Source organism: Candidatus Pelagibacter sp. Uisw_101 (assembly GCF_047727615.1).
In the GTDB taxonomy this organism is placed as follows: domain Bacteria; phylum Pseudomonadota; class Alphaproteobacteria; order Pelagibacterales; family Pelagibacteraceae; genus Pelagibacter.
Genome location: NZ_CP159821.1, coordinates 125,001 through 142,921 on the forward strand (window position 1 = coordinate 125,001; position 17,921 = coordinate 142,921).

The 17,921-nt window shown below is 22.9% G+C and carries 19 protein-coding genes; 14 read left to right on the forward strand and 5 right to left on the reverse strand.

Annotation, left to right across the window (positions count from 1 at the left end; translation table 11 throughout):
• The first annotated feature begins 69 nt into the window (after window positions 1-69).
• Window positions 70-1,179, forward strand: a complete 1,110-nt coding sequence (locus ABXT48_RS00635; RefSeq protein ID WP_415302996.1) for a hypothetical protein — start codon at window positions 70-72, stop codon at window positions 1,177-1,179.
• 4 nt (window positions 1,180-1,183) lie between these two features.
• Window positions 1,184-2,956, forward strand: a complete 1,773-nt coding sequence (locus ABXT48_RS00640) for an asparagine synthetase B family protein (protein WP_415302998.1) — start codon at window positions 1,184-1,186, stop codon at window positions 2,954-2,956.
• 22 nt (window positions 2,957-2,978) lie between these two features.
• On the opposite strand, the gene ABXT48_RS00645 is transcribed toward ABXT48_RS00640, so the two are convergent.
• Window positions 2,979-3,671, reverse strand: coding sequence for a glycosyltransferase (locus ABXT48_RS00645; RefSeq protein WP_415286587.1), 693 nt, complete (start codon window positions 3,669-3,671; stop codon window positions 2,979-2,981).
• A 175-nt stretch (window positions 3,672-3,846) separates the two neighbouring features.
• Here ABXT48_RS00645 and ABXT48_RS00650 point away from each other — a divergent pair, with 175 nt between their 5' ends.
• Entirely contained in the window at window positions 3,847-4,884 is a 1,038-nt protein-coding gene (locus tag ABXT48_RS00650; protein ID WP_415286588.1) for a sugar phosphate nucleotidyltransferase, read from the forward strand.
• Window positions 4,885-4,898: 14 nt separating this feature from the next.
• Window positions 4,899-5,600 carry an acylneuraminate cytidylyltransferase family protein gene (locus tag ABXT48_RS00655; protein ID WP_415286589.1) on the forward strand — a complete coding sequence of 234 codons (702 nt, stop codon included), beginning with the start codon at window positions 4,899-4,901 and terminating at the stop codon, window positions 5,598-5,600.
• A 35-nt stretch (window positions 5,601-5,635) separates the two neighbouring features.
• Here the strand turns inward: ABXT48_RS00655 and ABXT48_RS00660 are convergent, their stop codons facing one another.
• The gene (locus ABXT48_RS00660; protein ID WP_415286590.1) at window positions 5,636-6,796 is read right to left on the reverse strand and encodes a LegC family aminotransferase; all 1,161 of its coding nucleotides are present in this window, start codon (window positions 6,794-6,796) and stop codon (window positions 5,636-5,638) included.
• Between the two features lies 1 nt (window position 6,797).
• Window positions 6,798-7,772 carry an NAD-dependent epimerase/dehydratase family protein gene (locus ABXT48_RS00665; RefSeq protein ID WP_415286591.1) on the reverse strand — a complete coding sequence of 325 codons (975 nt, stop codon included), beginning with the start codon at window positions 7,770-7,772 and terminating at the stop codon, window positions 6,798-6,800.
• A gap of 273 nt (window positions 7,773-8,045) precedes the next feature.
• Between ABXT48_RS00665 and ABXT48_RS00670 the strand changes: the two genes are divergently transcribed.
• A complete protein-coding gene (locus tag ABXT48_RS00670) occupies window positions 8,046-9,749 on the forward strand; it encodes an ATP-binding cassette domain-containing protein (RefSeq protein WP_415286592.1) in 1,704 nt (567 codons plus the stop codon).
• Between the two features lie 40 nt (window positions 9,750-9,789).
• On the opposite strand, the gene ABXT48_RS00675 is transcribed toward ABXT48_RS00670, so the two are convergent.
• On the reverse strand, window positions 9,790-10,911 hold the full coding sequence (locus ABXT48_RS00675; RefSeq protein ID WP_415286593.1) for a hypothetical protein: 1,122 nt from the start codon (window positions 10,909-10,911) through the stop codon (window positions 9,790-9,792).
• A gap of 180 nt (window positions 10,912-11,091) precedes the next feature.
• On the opposite strand from ABXT48_RS00675, the gene ABXT48_RS00680 reads away from it, so the two are divergent.
• Window positions 11,092-11,607, forward strand: coding sequence for an N-acetylneuraminate synthase family protein (locus tag ABXT48_RS00680; RefSeq protein ID WP_415303000.1), 516 nt, complete (start codon window positions 11,092-11,094; stop codon window positions 11,605-11,607).
• Window positions 11,607-12,101, forward strand: a complete 495-nt coding sequence (locus ABXT48_RS00685) for an N-acetylneuraminate synthase family protein (RefSeq protein ID WP_415303002.1) — start codon at window positions 11,607-11,609, stop codon at window positions 12,099-12,101. Before ABXT48_RS00680 ends, ABXT48_RS00685 begins: the two co-directional genes overlap by 1 nt.
• Here the strand turns inward: ABXT48_RS00685 and ABXT48_RS00690 are convergent.
• Complete coding sequence (locus tag ABXT48_RS00690) at window positions 12,087-12,734, reverse strand: hypothetical protein (RefSeq protein ID WP_415286594.1); 648 nt, start codon at window positions 12,732-12,734, stop codon at window positions 12,087-12,089. The genes ABXT48_RS00685 and ABXT48_RS00690 overlap by 15 nt on opposite strands.
• A 29-nt stretch (window positions 12,735-12,763) precedes the next feature.
• Here ABXT48_RS00690 and ABXT48_RS00695 point away from each other — a divergent pair, with 29 nt between their 5' ends.
• From ABXT48_RS00695 to neuC, 7 genes are all read left to right on the forward strand, one after another.
• Entirely contained in the window at window positions 12,764-14,575 is a 1,812-nt protein-coding gene (locus tag ABXT48_RS00695; protein WP_415286595.1) for an HAD-IIIC family phosphatase, read from the forward strand.
• On the forward strand, window positions 14,568-15,305 hold the full coding sequence (locus tag ABXT48_RS00700) for an SDR family oxidoreductase (protein ID WP_415286596.1): 738 nt from the start codon (window positions 14,568-14,570) through the stop codon (window positions 15,303-15,305). The genes ABXT48_RS00695 and ABXT48_RS00700 overlap by 8 nt, the downstream gene beginning before the upstream one ends.
• Window positions 15,302-15,442, forward strand: a complete 141-nt coding sequence (locus ABXT48_RS00705) for a hypothetical protein (protein ID WP_415303004.1) — start codon at window positions 15,302-15,304, stop codon at window positions 15,440-15,442. The genes ABXT48_RS00700 and ABXT48_RS00705 overlap by 4 nt, the downstream gene beginning before the upstream one ends.
• 149 nt (window positions 15,443-15,591) lie before the next feature.
• Entirely contained in the window at window positions 15,592-16,320 is a 729-nt protein-coding gene (locus ABXT48_RS00710; protein ID WP_415303005.1) for a 3-oxoacyl-[acyl-carrier-protein] synthase III C-terminal domain-containing protein, read from the forward strand.
• A gap of 1 nt (window position 16,321) precedes the next feature.
• A complete protein-coding gene (locus ABXT48_RS00715) occupies window positions 16,322-16,573 on the forward strand; it encodes a phosphopantetheine-binding protein (protein WP_415303006.1) in 252 nt (83 codons plus the stop codon).
• Entirely contained in the window at window positions 16,554-16,793 is a 240-nt protein-coding gene (locus ABXT48_RS00720; RefSeq protein WP_415303007.1) for a hypothetical protein, read from the forward strand. Before ABXT48_RS00715 ends, ABXT48_RS00720 begins: the two co-directional genes overlap by 20 nt.
• Window positions 16,790-17,917, forward strand: coding sequence for a UDP-N-acetylglucosamine 2-epimerase (neuC, locus tag ABXT48_RS00725; RefSeq protein WP_415286599.1), 1,128 nt, complete (start codon window positions 16,790-16,792; stop codon window positions 17,915-17,917). Before ABXT48_RS00720 ends, neuC begins: the two co-directional genes overlap by 4 nt.
• Window positions 17,918-17,921: the final 4 nt, after the last annotated feature.

Sequence of the window (17,921 nt, forward strand, 5' to 3'; positions counted from 1 at the left end):
TATAACTTTTAAAAAAATTTTCTTTTTAATGTTATTAATAGATTTTTATTTTAGTTATCAACTGCAATTATGCTTTATTTAAAACTTATTAAACTTTTAAAAGCAAATTACATATTTAAAAAACCATATAAAAAAAAAATTTTAATTTTTGATAGAGAATGTATTAAGAATGAAATTGCAACTAAGCTTTTTAAAAAAAATGAATATGAGATTCTTGATATTCGTTATGAGAATATAAATTTATACGTACTTTTTTATGTTTTGTTAAATCATGGATTTAAGAATATAAAATTAAATTATTTCAAACTTTTCTTAGAAATTGTATCTCCCAAAATAGTTTATACTGGAATTGATAATCAATTGGATTTTTTTAAATTAAAAGGAATCTATAGCAAAGCCACATATATCTCAGATCAATTTGGTATTTCAAAAGATGCTTATGCATCATACAAATTACAGCTTAAAAAAGATTTTTATTGGAAGTGTAAACAATATTTATCAAAAAATAATAAAAAACTTTCTGCAGATGTAATTTTTACCTTTGGTACAAATGAAATTAAAAATATGTCAAGATATATTGATGGAAAGTATTATCCTTTGGGCAGTACAAAAAATAACGCCAATGTATTAAAAAAAAAAATAAGTAAAAATAAAGATATCACTTTTATATGTAGCGGAATATATCCAGCTACTATAGAGGATGAAAAAAAAGTATTTCGAAATTTAATAAAATTTGGAAAAAAAAATAAGATTAAAATTAATTTACTAAGCAAATGGGATAAAAAAAAAGAAGGGTTCTATCGGGAAAATTATAGTACTGGAAAATGGACTTTTTTACCAAAAAAAAATCAAAGTTCAAGTTATCAATATATAAATAACTCACAAATGATAGTTTTTACTCATAGCACAATGGGTTTCGAAGCTCTTTCAAAAGGAATAAAAGTTTTAGTAATTTATTCTCATTTTCCAGAAAAAAGTACTAGTTTTAATTATAAACGTAGGGGAGAATTTTGGACAAACGCAATGAGTTATCCTGATTTTGAAAAATTAATAAAAAAAGTTATGAAATATTCAGACAGCAAATGGGCAAATATAGTAAAAAAATATTCAAGTGAAATAATGTTTTATGACCAAGAGAATAAAAGAAAAATAAAAATTATAAATAAATATAAAAAATAAATTCATGTGTGGTCTTTTTGTTGTCATAAATAAAAAATTGAAACCTTTAAACGTCAATAGATGTAAGGAAGGTCTTGACCAATTAAAAAATAGAGGGCCAAATTGGCAATTTTATAAAATGCTGGCTCCTAATATTTTCATGAGCCAGACTGTATTGTCAATGACTGGTAAAATCAAGAAAGACATAAATCAACATTATTCTGACAATAAAAAAAAGTTTATAGTTTTTAACGGAGAAATTTACAATTATGAAAAATTATCCAAGACATATCTAAACCCAAAAATTTATAAAGGAAATTCTGATACAAAAGTCCTTGTAAATCTAATTGATAAAGTAAATATTAAGAATTTAAATACTTTGCTTGATGGCATGTATGCTTTTGTAGTCTTCGACAAGTTAAAGAATGAACTTATATTAAATCGTGACCCACAAGGCGAAAAAATTATTTATATTTATGAGGATAATGAAGAGATTATTTTATCATCTGAAATAAAAGCGATAATTTATTATACTAAAAAAGCTAAGATAAATAAAAATATTTTAAAAAATTACTTTTATACCCGACATTTAATCCAATTTGATAAAACAATTTTTAAAAATATTAAGATCTTAGAGCCAGGACATTTAAAAGTTTTAGATCTTAAGAATTTTAAATTTAAACTTTTATCAACTATCTCATTAGGTGATATGATAAGTCAAGCTGACTACAATCATAATTTAAAAAGAAAAGAAAATGATTTAGTAGAAGAACTTGATTTTCTTTTAGAAAAAAACACCAAACAAATGATCCCCAGGGGAAGAAAATTTGTCTCTGTTGTTAGTGGTGGAATAGACTCATCTTTATTATCTCATTATATATGTAAAAATTCTAGTCCTGAAAAACTAATTTGTTTAAATCATGTTGGTAAAGATGAGCTGTCACATTGCATAAAAATTTTTGAAAAAGAATTAAAATTTAAGATTAGTCATTATGATATTTATCCAAAAGATTATTATTTAAATTTAATAAATGCACTTAAAGCATGTAATGGTCCGGTACATTCACATTCTTTTGTTGGACAACTGATCATGTCTAAAATAATTAATAAATCTGGGTGTAAAGCTTTATTTGTTGGCGAAGGAGCTGACGAACTGTTTGGAGGTTATGATACTTATAGACAAAAAATAAACAATCCAAAAATAAATCAATCAAATTACTCCAAAATATTAAAATCTAATTTATTTTTGAAAGATAACGAATTTTATGAATTTAAAAGTAATATCAATAAACATTGGAAGAATTCTCTAGGAAAATTCGATTTTATTGAAAATGAAGATCACAAAAATAGATTGGCCATGATGCTAATGGACTCAACTATTCAATTAAGTTCAAACGGTTTGAGGGGAGCTGATTTAATGGCTATGCTTCATTCAGTTGAAGCAAGAAGTGTTTTTTTAAGACGAGATATAGTAAAATTTGCACTCAATCTTCCTTTAAAATTCAAGATAGATTTAAAGAGTAACAATTTATTAAATACAAAAATTTTATTAAAAAAAGTCTTTTTGAAGCATTTTTCAAAAAAATTAATAGTAAAAAAACAAGGTTTTGCTGGTTTTCCCAATGAATCATCCCAATATCTTGGCGACAAGAATGATTATTTATTAAAAAAAATATTTAACATTAAAAACTACAAAAAAAAAATAGCCAATTTGGATAGAGCAACAGAATGGAAACTGATTAATACAGAAATGTACTTATCAAAAGTTGCGAAGCTAAATAAATATATTAAATTTTAATTAAACAAAACTAACCAAAATATCATTTCATATTTTTATTAAGACTAGAAGAGTAACTATTCCAAATATTTGAATACTCTTTTTTATCATATTGAGACCCTAGCCAAGGTCCACCTTCAGTAAAATGCAATGCTTTTGGTTTACCATCAAGAGGTTCTTTGTACCAATCAATTAACCAGTTCCATTCATGATTTATTTCACCAATTTCTTGATCTTTTAACCACCCAAATCGGTGCATGAATTTTCCACTTTGTGTATTTATTAAATTAGGGGTTACAACTTTGTTGCTTGGATGAGAACAATTCCATAAAACCATAGAGCTCCAATTTTTCCTAGGATAATAATGCTGTGACTTTCCAATTTTTTTTATATTATTTATTGGTTTATAATCATGATGAACACACATGATCGCATATCTATTATCACATGATGAAAATAGTTCATTAACATCGCTTAGCCATAAAAAATCTGAATCACAAAATAAGGCCCAACCTTTATAATTTTCTAAAAAAGGAACTAAAAATCTTGTAAAAGTAAATTCTGTTGAGCCAAGCTTATCATCTTCTCTTTGATAGATATTTTTTTTTCTCATTTCATCAATTTTGATATGCTTAATATCCAAATATGAGTCTGAATTTTTTTTTAAAGAAAATTCACAAACTTCACTTGCTTTAGATTCTTTAGAGTCAAAACCAATGTAAATTTTTTTATTCATTTGGTAATTTTTTTATAATAATTTTTCTTTTTATATTTCACTTATTAAAAAAAAAATTTCTTGATATCAATTCAAAAAATTTTTCCTTCAAGTTTATAATTATATTAGTTGCACTAAAGTGATCTTGATTTATTATATATTTATTTTTAAGAAAAATTATAACTTTTAATAAATTATGCAATATAAAAATAACAGTCTGTCTGTAACATCTAATTTTTCAATAAAAAAATGTCTTGAGTTAATTAATGATAGTGGGGAAAATACACTGTTAGTTGTAGATAAAAAAAAAAAATTGATTGGCACCCTATCTGATGGTGATATTAGGAGAGCTATTTTAAAAAATTTTGATTTAAAAAATAATATTAAAAAATATTATCACAAAAAACCCTATAAAGTTTTTAAAGAATTAAATAAAAGTGAGATTTTAGATATATTAATTAAAAAACAAATTTCAATTATCCCCTTGGTTAATAAAGAAAACGAAATAGTCAAAGTTTACTCTAAAAAAAATTTTTTGAATAATAATATTTATTCGAACTCAATCATAATAATGGCAGGTGGAAAAGGTTTAAGAATGAAGCCTTTTACAAACTTACTTCCAAAAGCAATGCTACCTTTCAATAATTCTACTATAATTGAAGAGATTATTAGAAAATTTAAGAAAGAGTATTTTAACAATTTTTTTATTACCACAGGGTTTAAGTCAAATATTTTAAAAAAATATCTTTTATCTAAAAAATATAAGGATATTAAATTTTCTAAGGAAAAAAATCCTTTAGGAACAATAGGAGGAATTAAAAAAATTGAAAAAGAAATTTCTGATGTATTTTTGTTAACTAATTGTGACACTCTTATTGATTTGGATTATAAAAATTTGATTGATTTTCATAATCAAAATAAAAATTTTATTACAATAGTATCTGCATTATATAAAAAAAAAATAAACTATGGTGTTTGTAGAACTAATAAAAATGATGACCTAAAAACCATAGAAGAAAAACCTGATTTAAATTTTTTAATTAATACAGGTTTTTATGTAATGAATAAAAAAATTTTAAAAAAGATTCCCAGAGATAAGTATTTTGACGCCACTGATTTAATAAAAAAATGCATTAAGAATAAATTTAAGATTGGAATGTACCCAATTGATATGTCAAAATGGACAGATGTGGGGAATTGGGAAGACTATAAAAAAGCAAAAGATTTTTTATAATATTAACTATTAATATGAAACAAATAATAAATAAAAAAGAACAATTTTTTGCTTTTATACCAGCTAGGAAAGGTTCATTAGGTGTTAAAAACAAAAATGTTATAAAAATAAATAACAAACATCTCATAGAGTATACTCTTCAGCAGGCCTCTAAATCAAAAATTATAGATCAAATTTATGTTTCTTCTAATGATGATAGGGTTTTAAAAATTACAAAAAAATATAAAAAGATTCATTTTATCAAAAGAAAAGATGCCCTTTCAAATTCCAAAGTATTAATGAAAGATGTGATCTTAAATTTTATAAATTTTATTAAAAAAAGTTTTAATCTAAAAAAAATTAATCTTATCATTTTGCAACCAACATCTCCTCAAAGAAAAGCAATCGATATTGATAACGCAATTAGATTATTTAAAAAAAAAAATTATTATCCATTGTTATCTTTTAGTGAGCCCATTTCTAGCCCAAACAATGTTGTCTATTTAATTAAAAAAAAATTATTTCCTTTCAATAAATCTTTTACTAGTAAAAATAGACAAGACTATAAAAAAAGTCTGTATATAAATGGTAGTATTTATATTGTAAATGCTAAAAAATATTTCAAAGATCCACATTTATTAACAAAATACTCAACTGTTTATGAAATGGAAAAAAAACATTCAATACAAATTGACGATTATTTTGATCTAAAATTAATTAAAAATTTTATTAAATAATAATAGTGCCCCAATATTTATAAATATAAAATAAGTTAATTCTTTATTAAACTAGGACTGCTTGGTAATAAGATTATTCTATCAAATAATTTCTTTGAACCGTTAATATCGTGATGCTTGAATTTTTTAAAATGTGGAAGAGTGTGAAGTAAATCCCAAATTGGCCTACATTGAATACCATTATCATTTAAATAATCTAAAGTTTTTTTTTTAGATATCTTCTTATTATCTATTCGAAGAGCGTTAAGCCAATAGTTACTTTTAAAATTAGTATTTCTTTCTAAATTCATTAAGTGAAAGTTTTTATCATTTTCAAATTGCTTTTTATACTTGTTGTGAAGTATTTTTTTTTTGGAGATAAGTGATCTAATTTTTTTTAATTGAGAATATCCTAGCGATGCTGATAAGCTGCTCATTCTATAATTCCAGCCTAATTTATCGTGAAAAAATTTCCATTTATGTTTAATTTTTGAAACAGAGACTAAATGTAGAGCTTGTAAATATAGTTTTTTAGAATTTGTGATTATGGCTCCTCCTGAGCCAGATGTAACAATTTTATTTCCATTAAAGCTTAATATCCCAACATTTCCAAAAGTACCCAAATGTTTTTTTTTATATAATGAACCCAGACCTTCAGCACAATCTTCAACTATTGGCACTCCATATTTCTTTGATATTTTTAAAATTTTTTCCATATCACAATAACTACCAAAAACATGTGTTACTATAATTGCGGAAATAAGTTTTCTATTATGTTTAGAGCATCTTTTGCCATTAATAAAAAAAGTATTGAGTTTTAGGTATTTTTCTAATTTTTCTTCATCCAAACAAAAAGTACTTTCTGAAGAATCTAAAAAAATTGGTATTGCATTATTATATAAAACTGCATTACCAGTTGCAGCAAATGAAAGTGTTGGCAGTAATACATTTGTATCTTTTTTTACACCAACCAACATTAAAGCTATATGTAGAGCTGATGTGCCAGTATTTGTTGCAATTACATATTTTGAATTAGTAATTTTTTTTATAGATTTTTCAAATTTGACAACAAATTTTCCAAATGTTGATACAAAAGAAGATTTTATACAGCTTGAAACTATCTTAATGTCATTTTTGTCAAATTTAGGCTCATGAAGACCTGTTTTCTTTTTAACAATATAATTAATCTTTTTATATAAATTCTTATATAGTTGCATTTTAAGAATTAGAATAATTTTTTGTGTAGTAATTTATTTTTTTATTTTTTTTTAGTAATTTGATTGTTTCTTTAATACCATAGTCCAAATCATATAAAGTTTTAAATTTTAAACTTTTTTTAATTTTGTTAAAATTCACTTTATAGTCTCTTTTATCCTCAATATTTTGTTTAGAATATGTGATATTTTTTAAATTCAAATATTTTCCAATTGCATTTACTACAAACTTTTTTGAGTAGTTTTGTTTTGAATTACCCACGTTAAAAATTTCTAATTTTTTATTTACATTAAAACCTGATAATATTGCTCTACTTACATCCTTAATATGACAGTAAGGACGCCAAGTATTTTCACCAAATATATCGAGACTTTTTCTTTTATATAATTCACGAGTGAATTGATTAATTGTTAAATCAAATCTCATTCTGTCAGAGACGCCAAAAACTGTAGAAAATCTCATGATCAACGATTGCATAGACACTTTATTCACCTGACTAATCATGAATTTCTCAAAATCAACTTTTGTTTTTGAGTATAATGAGAGAGGTTTAAGTTTTGTTTTTTCATCAGCTAGTTTTTTAGAATTAACTATTCCATAATTTGAGCATGTTGAGGCAAAAATAAATTTTTTTACATTATATTTATTACATAAAAAAAATAATTTTTTAGAAGATATTAAGTTGGTAAGTTTGGTCAATTTTTTTTGTAGTTTAGATGCTGGGTCACCAACTATTCCAGCTAAATGTACAACATAATCTATTTTATTATTTTTTAAAAATTTTTCAGTTTTTTTAATGTTGTTAATATCACATTCATGAAATTTAAAATTTTTATTTTCTTTAAATGTGTTAAAAAATTTTTTTTTTGAGTGTTTTAAATTATCCATCGAATATACAAAAAAACCTTTATTTAGAAGTAAATTTGTTAACACACACCCTATATATCCAGCACCACCAGTTATTAAAATTTTGTACATATTAAATTACTTATAAGCATTTATATATTTAGTAAACTTATAAATTGATTATTTAAAATTAATATTTGGCCACATTAATGTTTATATGGGCATTTAAATATTTTATTACTAGTAGGCTATTAGCAATTTTTTTCCCTAAATAGTTGATAAAATAAAAAAAAAAGATAGTTTGCTTATCTCTATTTATGCCAATTAGTATGTTTAAAACAAACAAAAGAAGATAAATTCTACAAATAAATAGAAAGACAGTTAAATAATGTTAATTTATTTTAAATGAAATTTTATCAAAATATAAGGAACATTTTAAACGTTAATGAAATATTTGCATTTTTACTTATCAGTGTAGGTTTGATTTTTGCCTCAATCATTGAATTATTTGGCATAAGTTTAATTATACCAATTGTCTATACCTCGATATCAGATAGTTTTTATTTGGAGTTTGTAAATTATTTAAGCAATTATAATATCATTTTTTCTACTAAAGAAGATTTCTTGATTTTTACACTTATAATTTTTGCATCACTTTTTATCATAAAGAATATTTTACTAGCCTTTTTTTATTGGCACGAAGGTAAATTTATTTACACAGTGGCAGAAAACATTTCATCTAAAATATTTAAACAATTTTTATATAAAGATTATGGCAAACATTTAAAAGAAAACTCAGCTGAATTGCCTGCAAAAATAAATATAGAACTTAATTATATTAAAAATTTTTTTAATGCATTATTAATTTTCATATCAGAAATAGCGATTTTTGTAGGTTTAATAGTTGGTTTAATATTTTTTGCACCTGAAAGTGTATTAAAAATCTTACCAATATTTATTATTTCTTTTTACTTATTTTATAATTTTTTTAATAAATTCATAAAAAAAATGGGTGAAGATAGAAAAAAAAATGACTATTTAAAAACAAAGAAAATCCATGAGAGTATTGGAGGAATTATAGAAATAATCACTTTTCAAAAAGAAAAATATTTTGCAGATATTTATGATAAATATGTGGAAAAACTAATAAAGGTTTTTTATAAATTTCACTTTCTACTAAAGCTTCCAAAAATATACTTTGAAACGTTAACAATTATTGCAATATCATTTTTTTCAATAATTATATTGTCCGACTTAAAAAATGAAGAAAGCTTTATTGCAATTTTAACTGTTTTTGTTGCTATTTCTCTTAGATTATTACCATCATTAAATAGAATTATTAATTCTATAAACACATTAAAATATAGCTATCCAGCAGCTATTTCTATTGGAAAAGTATTAAAAAGTAATCAAAAACCAATTAGACCAAGAAAAGAATACAAGTCATTTAAAAATATTAAATTTAGTAATATATTTTTTAAGTTTCCAAAAAATAATTACAAAATTCAATTTAATCTTAAAATAAAAGCTGGTGAAAAAATTGGTATTCTTGGAGAATCAGGCTCAGGAAAAACCACATTAATTAATCTACTTCTAGGTCTCTATAAGCAAAATAGTGGTGAAATTTATTTAAATGAAAAATTAATTAATAATACTGATATTAAAAATTTAATTTCGTACGTCCCACAATCTGTATATATTTTTGAGGGTACTATTTTAGAAAATATTACTTTTGGTGAATACAGCAAGCCAAAAGATGCTTTGTTGCTAAAAAAAAGTTTAAAAAATTCCTGCTGTTCTAATTTCATAAAAAGATTACCAAAAAAAATATTCAATAAAGTTGGAGAAGCTGGTTCAAAATTATCTCAAGGGCAGAGACAAAGAATTGGAATTGCAAGAGCACTTTACAACGACTTACCAATTTTAGTACTAGATGAAATTACAAGCTCCTTAGATAATAATAATTCTAATAAAATTGTTAGTCAAATCTTAGAGATTAAAGATAAGACAGTAATCTTTAGTACTCACAAACCTGAGTTGTTAAAAAACTTTGATACAATTATTAGAATTAGAAAAGGAAATATTTTTTTTGAAAAAAAATTAAAATAAATTTGTAGTTAAAAAAAATATCAATATATTCTTTATTATATTAATAAGGCCGCTTTTTAGAGTAAATATCACAAATAATTTCACCAATTTTTTTATTATTATTTACTTTATGGCTAATATAATTTTTGTAATAATTATCATATTTTTTTTTATTAATACCTTGTAAGTGCTGATTTATTTTATCTATATAATTATTTTCATCTATGTTGAAAATTTGTGAGCTTAATTCTTTCGTAAAACTTGATATCTTTTGTATTTTATTACTATCAACTCTCAACATTTCATCATTCACAATAAAAATAATTGGTTTATTAAAAATTATTGAAAAAGAAATTGAAGTAGTTGTATGAGCAATAGTTGAGAAGCAATTTTTAGATAACTCAACAATTCTGTTTGAAATTACTTTTCTATTTCCAAAATATGGATGTTTTTTTGCTTTAGGGTGTGCTGCAATAATAACTTTTTTTTTAAATTTTTTTTCTATTTTATCAAAAAAGGTATTTAAAGATTTATAAAATATTTTAGGATTTACCATCTTTTGATTTGCATATTTATAATCAGGATGATTATGCTCATATTGATCTAAATATAAAAAGTAATTGTTCTTAATATTACTTTTTTTTTTTAATTTTAGTTTTTCATTTAAATCATAAGAGTGACAATTAATAATAAATCTATCTTTATATTGATTTTGAATTTTTTTTCCCGCACAAAGATAAATATCTTTTTTTGTAAAAAATGTTTCCTCAATTAGATTAAAAAACTTAATATTAATTAAATTAAAAATTCTTTTTATTTTAATATTAAAGTTAAATTTTCTAATTTTAGGATCTGGAATATGTCCTATTTTTGATATAATTTTTTTAAAATCTTTGAAATATAAAACAATTTTAAAGATACATGATTTTAATCCAGGTAGGGTATAATCAAGATAAACAGGGCCTTTTTCTATTTTTAATAATTGAAATAGCTTTAAATAATTATTGATTTTAAAAATTTCTATTTTTTTATGATTAAAAATTTTATCTTTTTTAAAATTAATACCTTCATGTATGTGATATATTTGAATTTTATCAAAAAAATTTAAATATATATCAATATCGAATCTTTCAAAATTTCTTTTATTTAGCGGGACAGAAATTAAAATTTTAAGAGTTTTCATTAATAAATAAATATTTCTTAATAAAGAATTTACATAAAGATCAATGTTGTATAATAATATAGGTAAATGTTTAAACTAATTATCATTATTTAATCACTACTTTGCAACATTTTTTTAAATTACTTTGAGATAATGATAGCAAGATCACAAAATTGATTTAAATAAACATATTTATTGAAAATGAAAAATAATAAAACGGTTATAATAGCTGAGGCAGGAGTAAATCATAACGGTAGTTTACAAAATGCATATAAGTTGATTGATGTAGCTGCTAATTGTAAAGCTGATTATATTAAATTTCAAATAGTTGATGCAAGTGTAATTTCTACTAATGCTAAAAAAGCAAAATATCAAATTGATAAAAAAAATAAAACTGAAAGTCAGTTTTCAATGATTAAAAAACTAGAAATGAATTGGTTTAAAATTCATCCTTTATTAATTAAAAAATGTAAAAAAAAAAATATTAGATTCTTAACTTCTATTTTTGATACTGGCTGGATTAATGAGATAAAGAAACTAAACCTAGACTATATTAAGATCCCATCTGGAGAAATTAACAATTACCCATTATTAAAATCAGTAGCCAATCTTAATAAAAAAGTTTTATTATCAACTGGTGCATCAAAAATTTTAGAAATCAAAGATGCCATAGATTTTTTATTTAAGAATGGTTTAAAAAAAAAAATCTTACTGTAATGCATTGTAATTCAGCTTATCCAACCCCTGTTAACGATATAAACCTTTTAGCAATTAAGTATCTCAAAGATAAAACTAAATTAAATATTGGTTTTTCAGATCATTCATTAGGAGCTGAAGCGGCTATAGCTTCTGTAGCCTTCGGTGTAACTGTTATTGAAAAACATTTTACTTTATCTAATTCAATGAGTGGTCCAGATCATAAAATTAGTTTAAATCCAAAACAACTTAAATCATTTATAAATTCAATAAGAAAAACTGAAAAAGCATTAGGAAAATACAATAAATTTGTTACGAATAGTGAAAGACCCAATAGAAATATTATTAGAAAATCAATTTATGCAAACTCAATTATTAAAAAAGGTGATAAATTTACAAGTAAAAATATAAAACTAAAGCGACCAGGAGTTGGGATGTATCCAATAAAATTTGAAAAAATAATTGGAAAAAAATCTAAAAAAAATTTTAAACTAGATCAATTAATAGAGGTTTAGTTTTTGTTGCTTTGCTGGATTACCGTGAGCAATATGTTTAGACTTTAAATCATTATATAAAGCAGAATTTGCACTTACTTTAGAAAAATTAGAAATCTTTAAATTTTGCATTACTGTACTATTTGAACCTATAAAACATTCTGAGCCAATAGTGACTTTGCCATTTATAATAGCACCTGTACTAACGATGGTGCTTTCTCCTATAACTGAGTGATGACCAATTTGAGAGCCTGAATTTAATAAAACATTTTTCTTAATAATACATCCAGGAGATAAAATAGTTTTTGGCCCAACTATTACACCATCAAGTATTTTAGCTGAAGGTGATATATATGCTGTAGGATGAACAAGTTTTAATGGCGTAAACTTTTTGATATATTTTTTAAAATATTTGCTTCTTAGATTTTCATTTCCATGAGCAACAATAAAATTTGTGTTATTTCTATTCAAATAGTTTGGTATTTTGTGAATAAAAAAACAGTTATCGTATATTTTTTTAAATTCATTTATATTTTTTACTTCTCCAAAAAAAAATATTTTTTTTATTTCAATTGGTTTAAATATTTCAGAAATATAATTAAGAACTTCAAAAGCAAAACTTCCTGCTCCAATTATAATTAAATTGTTTTTCATAAATAAATCAAATATGTATACATTAAATTATGATTTATTACCAATTACTTCAGTGGCTACCTAAATTCGAAAATAATACATTAAAAAAAATTAAGAAAAATTTAAGATTATCATTAAACCAGAATTTAATTGATTGTAGTTTAAATATTGAGGATGAGATTGATTTGTCAAATTATCTATTTCAAAATAAAAAAAAGATAGAAAAAAATGACCTAAAAAAAATTAATCTTAATATCATATCAGGCTCAAATATTTCTTTCATGGAAAGATCAACTTTTTTAAATTGCTTAAGAAATCAAATATATGTTAATATTAATTCATTTGAAAAATATAATTTATTTGAATCATTTATTTCTTACCAAAGTAAAAAAAAAATTTTAAAAGAAAAATCAATCACTTTTTTGGCACTGGATACGTTAAATTTAGTTGATTTTAAGAAGAAGCAATCTGTCAAAGAATATCTAAAAAATATAGAAAAAATTTTGCAAGAACTATCAAAAGAAAGCAACACAATTATATTACAAAATTTAGTAAATGATAAAAATCACAATTATATAAGAAATATTAATAAAGAAATTTTTAAATTTTCAAAAAAATATAAATTAATTATATTTGATATAAATAATTATGCTGATCCTATAAGCTCAAAAAACTGGTTTGATAAAGCTAAATATAAATTTGCAAAGATTCCTTTTTCTTTAGAAAATTTAAATTATTATACTTATAAATTATCAAGATTAATTAATGTTATATTTGGAGGATCAAAAAAAGTATTAGTGTTAGATTTAGATAATACTCTTTGGGGTGGTATTATAGGAGATGATGGTATAAAAAATATTAAAATTGGTAATGAAGATAAAGTTTCTTTAAGTTTTTTTAATTTTCAAAAGTTTTTAAAAAAATTAAAATCCAGAGGTATTTTGCTTGCAGTATGCTCAAAAAATACAGAAAAAATTGCTAAGGATGCATTTAAAAAAAAAAATATGCCCTTAAAATTATCTGATTTTGTATCATTTAAAGCAAATTGGAATGACAAAGCAACCAATATTAAAGAGATAAGTAAAGAATTGAATTTATCAATGGACTCCTTCGTTTTTTTTGATGATAATCCAATGGAGAGAGACATAGTGAGAAAAAATATTCCCGATTTGTCTATTCCTGAGATTAATAGTGATCCCTCTAAATATATAAGAGATATTGTTACACCAGGTTATTTTGATGTTATCTCGTATTCAAAAGAAGATGTAAAAAGAACTCAAACATATAAATCAAATATAAAAAGACACAATTTATTAAAAAAATCAGTAGATATAAACTCTTATTTAATGTCATTAAATATGAAATCAAATATGTCTAAATTTAAGTTAAAAAATATTGAAAGAATAGTACAATTATTTTTAAGATCTAATCAGTTTAATTTAACAACTACTAGATATCAAAAAAAAGATATTATTAATTTTATAAAAAATAAGAATAATTATACATTGCAAGTTGATTTGTCTGATAAATTTGGACAAAATGGTATAGTTTCTTTATTAGCAGGCAATCTTTCTAACAACATATTGACTATTGAAAACTGGGTAATGAGCTGTAGGGTGTTATCACGGACATTAGAGCAAGCGATATTAAAAAAAATTGCTTATGATTTAAAAAAATTAAATATAAATAAAATTATTGGTCTCTATAAACCTAGCAGTAAAAACAAATTAGTTATAGAACATTATAAAAATTTAAAGTTTAAAATTCTTAAAAAAACTAAAGAAAAAACTTCTTGGGGATTAGATTTAAACAATTATAAGGCGAATAAATATAAAAATTTTATAAAAATAATAAATGGGTAAAAAAAAATATATTATAATTCTAGGTGCTTATTCAGATTTAGCAAAAGATACTATAAAAAATCTTTCAAATTATAACCTCATACTCTTGGGAAAAAATTCATCTAAATTATTAAAATTAAAAAATAAGATTAAGAATACAAAGGTAATTATTTTACCAATTGATGTAACAGATAAAAATTTAAGTGAAAATCTTTTGAAAATTTGTAAAGCTGAAAAAATTAAGATTTATGGTGCTGTAAACTTTGCAAGTCAACACTCAATTCTACCTCTTAAAATAATTGATTATAAAAATTTTCAAACTATTTACAAAAATAATGTTTTTAGTTTGATTAATTTAGTGAAATTTTTTTCAAAAAATTCAAAATGTATTGAGTCTAAGAGTTCAATAATCAATATTTCATCCGTATCATCATTAAAAGGAAACAAATCAATTTCTCTTTATTCATCATCTAAAGCGGCAGCTAATAATTTAGTGAAAAGTTATGCGCTAGAACTTTCGACTAAAGGAATAAGAGTAAATTCAATTATTCTTGGTCATTTTGAAAAAGGTATGAGTAAAGAAACTAAAAAATTTTTAAATAACCAGCAATTATTAGAATTAAAATCTAAGCACCCCTTAGGTTTTGGAAAAATAAAAAGTTTAGTTGAGGGTATTAAATTTTTATTAAATGTTGAAAGTGATTGGATAACTGGAATAAATCTGAATATTGATGGTGGATACTCTGCATGAAAACAGAAATACTAAGCGGTCTACAAATAGTTGGTATCTCTACAACAGTAGAAAATAATACCATAACACAAAATCAACTTATAAAGAGGCAAAAAAACTATTTAGAAAAAAAAAAATTAAAAACTCATCAAATATAATAGGTGTTAAAAAAAATTTTTTCACCTCAACAAAAACTACAACAGTTGACCTTTGTGTTGACTCAACGAAAAGATTAATAAAAAATTTAAAGTGGAAAAGTAAAGATATAGATTTACTTATATTTGTAACTCAAACACCAGATTTTCTAATGCCATCATGTAGTAGTATTGCACATGATAAGTTAAATTTAAAAAAAAACTGTGTGTCTTTTGATATTAACCTTGGTTGTTCAGGGTATGTTTATGGATTGTGGAATATGTATAAAATCATGCAAAATGGTTCTTACAAAAAAGGACTTTTGTTAGTTGGAGATACAATTTCAAAAACAGTGAACTCTAAAGATTATATTAATAAACTATTATTTGGTGATGCGGGAACCTCAACAGCAATAGTAAAAAAATCTAATAAAAAATCTTACTTCATATTAGGTAGTGACGGCAGGGGAAGTAGTGATTTAATAATCGACAATAGTGGTTTCAGAGCAAAAAAGTTTAAACCAGAGTTCAAAATGAATGGAAAAAATGTATTTCATTTTGCTATTAACAATGTTCCTACTATGATTAATATATTGCTTAAAAAATCTTGTAATAAGGTAAAAGATATATCTTACTTTATTTATCACCAGGCCAATAAATACATGATTGAAAGTATTTCTGGGGAGTTAGGAATAAAAAAAAAACAAGTATTATTTTCCATATCTGATTATGGAAATACTAGCTCAGCTTCAATCCCACTAACATTATGTAAAAATAGACATAAAATTAGTTTTTCTAAAAAAACTTGTATTTTAGGTTTTGGAGCTGGATTTTCTTATGCGGGCGCAGTAATAGATTTAAAAAATTCAAAAATATTAAATATAGTAAAAAAGAAATTTTAAAATGGATAATGATATAATTAAATCTGATATACTCAAATTATTAATTAAGCTTTCAAAAATCAAAAGTATCAAATTTGATACTCTATTTGCAAATAATGAAAAAATTGATTCTTTAGATTTATTAAATCTTTATTCACTTTTAGAAAAAAAATATAAAGTCAAGTTTAAATCAAGTGAATTAGCTAAATTAAGCTCGATAGAAAATATTTTTAAAGTAATAAATAAAAAGGCAAATGAAAAAAAAAAAAGATAATAGAATAGAAATTGAATTTAAAAAAAAAATAGCTGCAATTTTTGAGACTAATATAAAAAAAATTGAATTTCATAAAAAAATTTCAGAGTTTGAAAACTTTGACTCTTTAAAAATATTAGAAATAATAAGCTTTTTCTCAAACGCAAAAAAAGAAATAAATCCAAATAAAATTAATGACAAAACAAAATTCATAGATCTTTATAATTTTTATAATAAATGAAAGAAATTTTAGTATTTACTGCAGGAAGATCTGATTTTGGAATATTAAAAAATATTATAAGTAAAATTAAATCACATAAATCCTTTAACTTAACTTTAATCATAGGCCCCGCACATAATTCAAAAATTTTTGGGTTTACAAATCAAGAAATAGAAACTTTAAAAATTGAAAAAAAAATTTTTCTAAAGTCTAGAACAAATAACTCAAGTGGACATGATATTCTAAATTCTATGTCTCAAATTACTAGGGATATTGCAAATAATTTTAGTAAAAAAAAATATGATGCTGCTATTGTTCTTGGCGATAGATATGAAGCGCTTAATTTTGTTTTTTGTTGTTTTATTTTTAGAATTCCAATTATTCATATTGGGGGTGGCAGCATAACCTTGGGATCTTTAGATGATATTTACAGAAAATGTATCTCTCAGATGGCTTCGTTACATTTTGTTGAAACTAGTAATCATAAAAAAAATTTAAATAATATTGGCATTAAAAAAAATATATTTATCACTGGAGCACCTGCTCTCGAAAATATTTATGATAAAAAAACCCCACTTTCAATCTTAAATGGAAAATATGATGATTTTATAAAAAGTAAAAAAAAAAGAATAATCGCATGTTTTCATCCTGAAACTAATATTTCAAAAAATAAAAATATTAAAAATTTAAAAAAATTAATTTCATTTTTAAATAGTATTAAGCAAAAAATAATTTTTACCTATCCTAATGCTGACGAAGGTTATTTAGATTACATTAAGTTAATAGAAAAAAATTTAGATAAAAAAAATTCAATGATTGTAAAAAATTTTGGTATACAAAAATATCATTTAATGCTTTCAAATTCAGATTTATTGATTGGTAATTCCTCAAGTGGAATAATTGAGTCTTGTAGTTTTAAAATTCCTTGTATAAACCTTGGAGACAGACAAAAACAAAGGTTATCTCCAAAAAATATTATTCACAGTACATTTGATATTAAGAATATTTTGAAAGCTTATAATAAAGCTACAAGTAATAGATTTAAGTTACATGTTATCAATTTGAAGAATCCGTATGAAAGTAAAAATACGTCTAATAAGATCTTAAATATAATTAATAATAAAATTAAGCTTAATTTTAGATAATCGC

Bases quoted from the DNA above. Each gene is read 5' to 3' on its own strand.
- ABXT48_RS00635 (WP_415302996.1), top strand. From the start codon at position 70: ATGCTTTATTTAAAACTTATTAAACTTTTAAAAGCAAATTACATATTT.
- ABXT48_RS00640 (WP_415302998.1), top strand. From the start codon at position 1,184: ATGTGTGGTCTTTTTGTTGTCATAAATAAAAAATTGAAACCTTTAAAC.
- ABXT48_RS00645 (WP_415286587.1), bottom strand. From the start codon at position 3,671: ATGAATAAAAAAATTTACATTGGTTTTGACTCTAAAGAATCTAAAGCA.
- ABXT48_RS00650 (WP_415286588.1), top strand. From the start codon at position 3,847: ATGCAATATAAAAATAACAGTCTGTCTGTAACATCTAATTTTTCAATA.
- ABXT48_RS00655 (WP_415286589.1), top strand. From the start codon at position 4,899: ATGAAACAAATAATAAATAAAAAAGAACAATTTTTTGCTTTTATACCA.
- ABXT48_RS00660 (WP_415286590.1), bottom strand. From the start codon at position 6,796: ATGCAACTATATAAGAATTTATATAAAAAGATTAATTATATTGTTAAA.
- ABXT48_RS00665 (WP_415286591.1), bottom strand. From the start codon at position 7,772: ATGTACAAAATTTTAATAACTGGTGGTGCTGGATATATAGGGTGTGTG.
- ABXT48_RS00670 (WP_415286592.1), top strand. From the start codon at position 8,046: ATGAAATTTTATCAAAATATAAGGAACATTTTAAACGTTAATGAAATA.
- ABXT48_RS00675 (WP_415286593.1), bottom strand. From the start codon at position 10,911: ATGAAAACTCTTAAAATTTTAATTTCTGTCCCGCTAAATAAAAGAAAT.
- ABXT48_RS00680 (WP_415303000.1), top strand. From the start codon at position 11,092: ATGAAAAATAATAAAACGGTTATAATAGCTGAGGCAGGAGTAAATCAT.
- ABXT48_RS00685 (WP_415303002.1), top strand. From the start codon at position 11,607: ATGCATTGTAATTCAGCTTATCCAACCCCTGTTAACGATATAAACCTT.
- ABXT48_RS00690 (WP_415286594.1), bottom strand. From the start codon at position 12,734: ATGAAAAACAATTTAATTATAATTGGAGCAGGAAGTTTTGCTTTTGAA.
- ABXT48_RS00695 (WP_415286595.1), top strand. From the start codon at position 12,764: ATGATTTATTACCAATTACTTCAGTGGCTACCTAAATTCGAAAATAAT.
- ABXT48_RS00700 (WP_415286596.1), top strand. From the start codon at position 14,568: ATGGGTAAAAAAAAATATATTATAATTCTAGGTGCTTATTCAGATTTA.
- ABXT48_RS00705 (WP_415303004.1), top strand. From the start codon at position 15,302: ATGAAAACAGAAATACTAAGCGGTCTACAAATAGTTGGTATCTCTACA.
- ABXT48_RS00710 (WP_415303005.1), top strand. From the start codon at position 15,592: ATGCCATCATGTAGTAGTATTGCACATGATAAGTTAAATTTAAAAAAA.
- ABXT48_RS00715 (WP_415303006.1), top strand. From the start codon at position 16,322: ATGGATAATGATATAATTAAATCTGATATACTCAAATTATTAATTAAG.
- ABXT48_RS00720 (WP_415303007.1), top strand. From the start codon at position 16,554: ATGAAAAAAAAAAAAGATAATAGAATAGAAATTGAATTTAAAAAAAAA.
- neuC (WP_415286599.1), top strand. From the start codon at position 16,790: ATGAAAGAAATTTTAGTATTTACTGCAGGAAGATCTGATTTTGGAATA.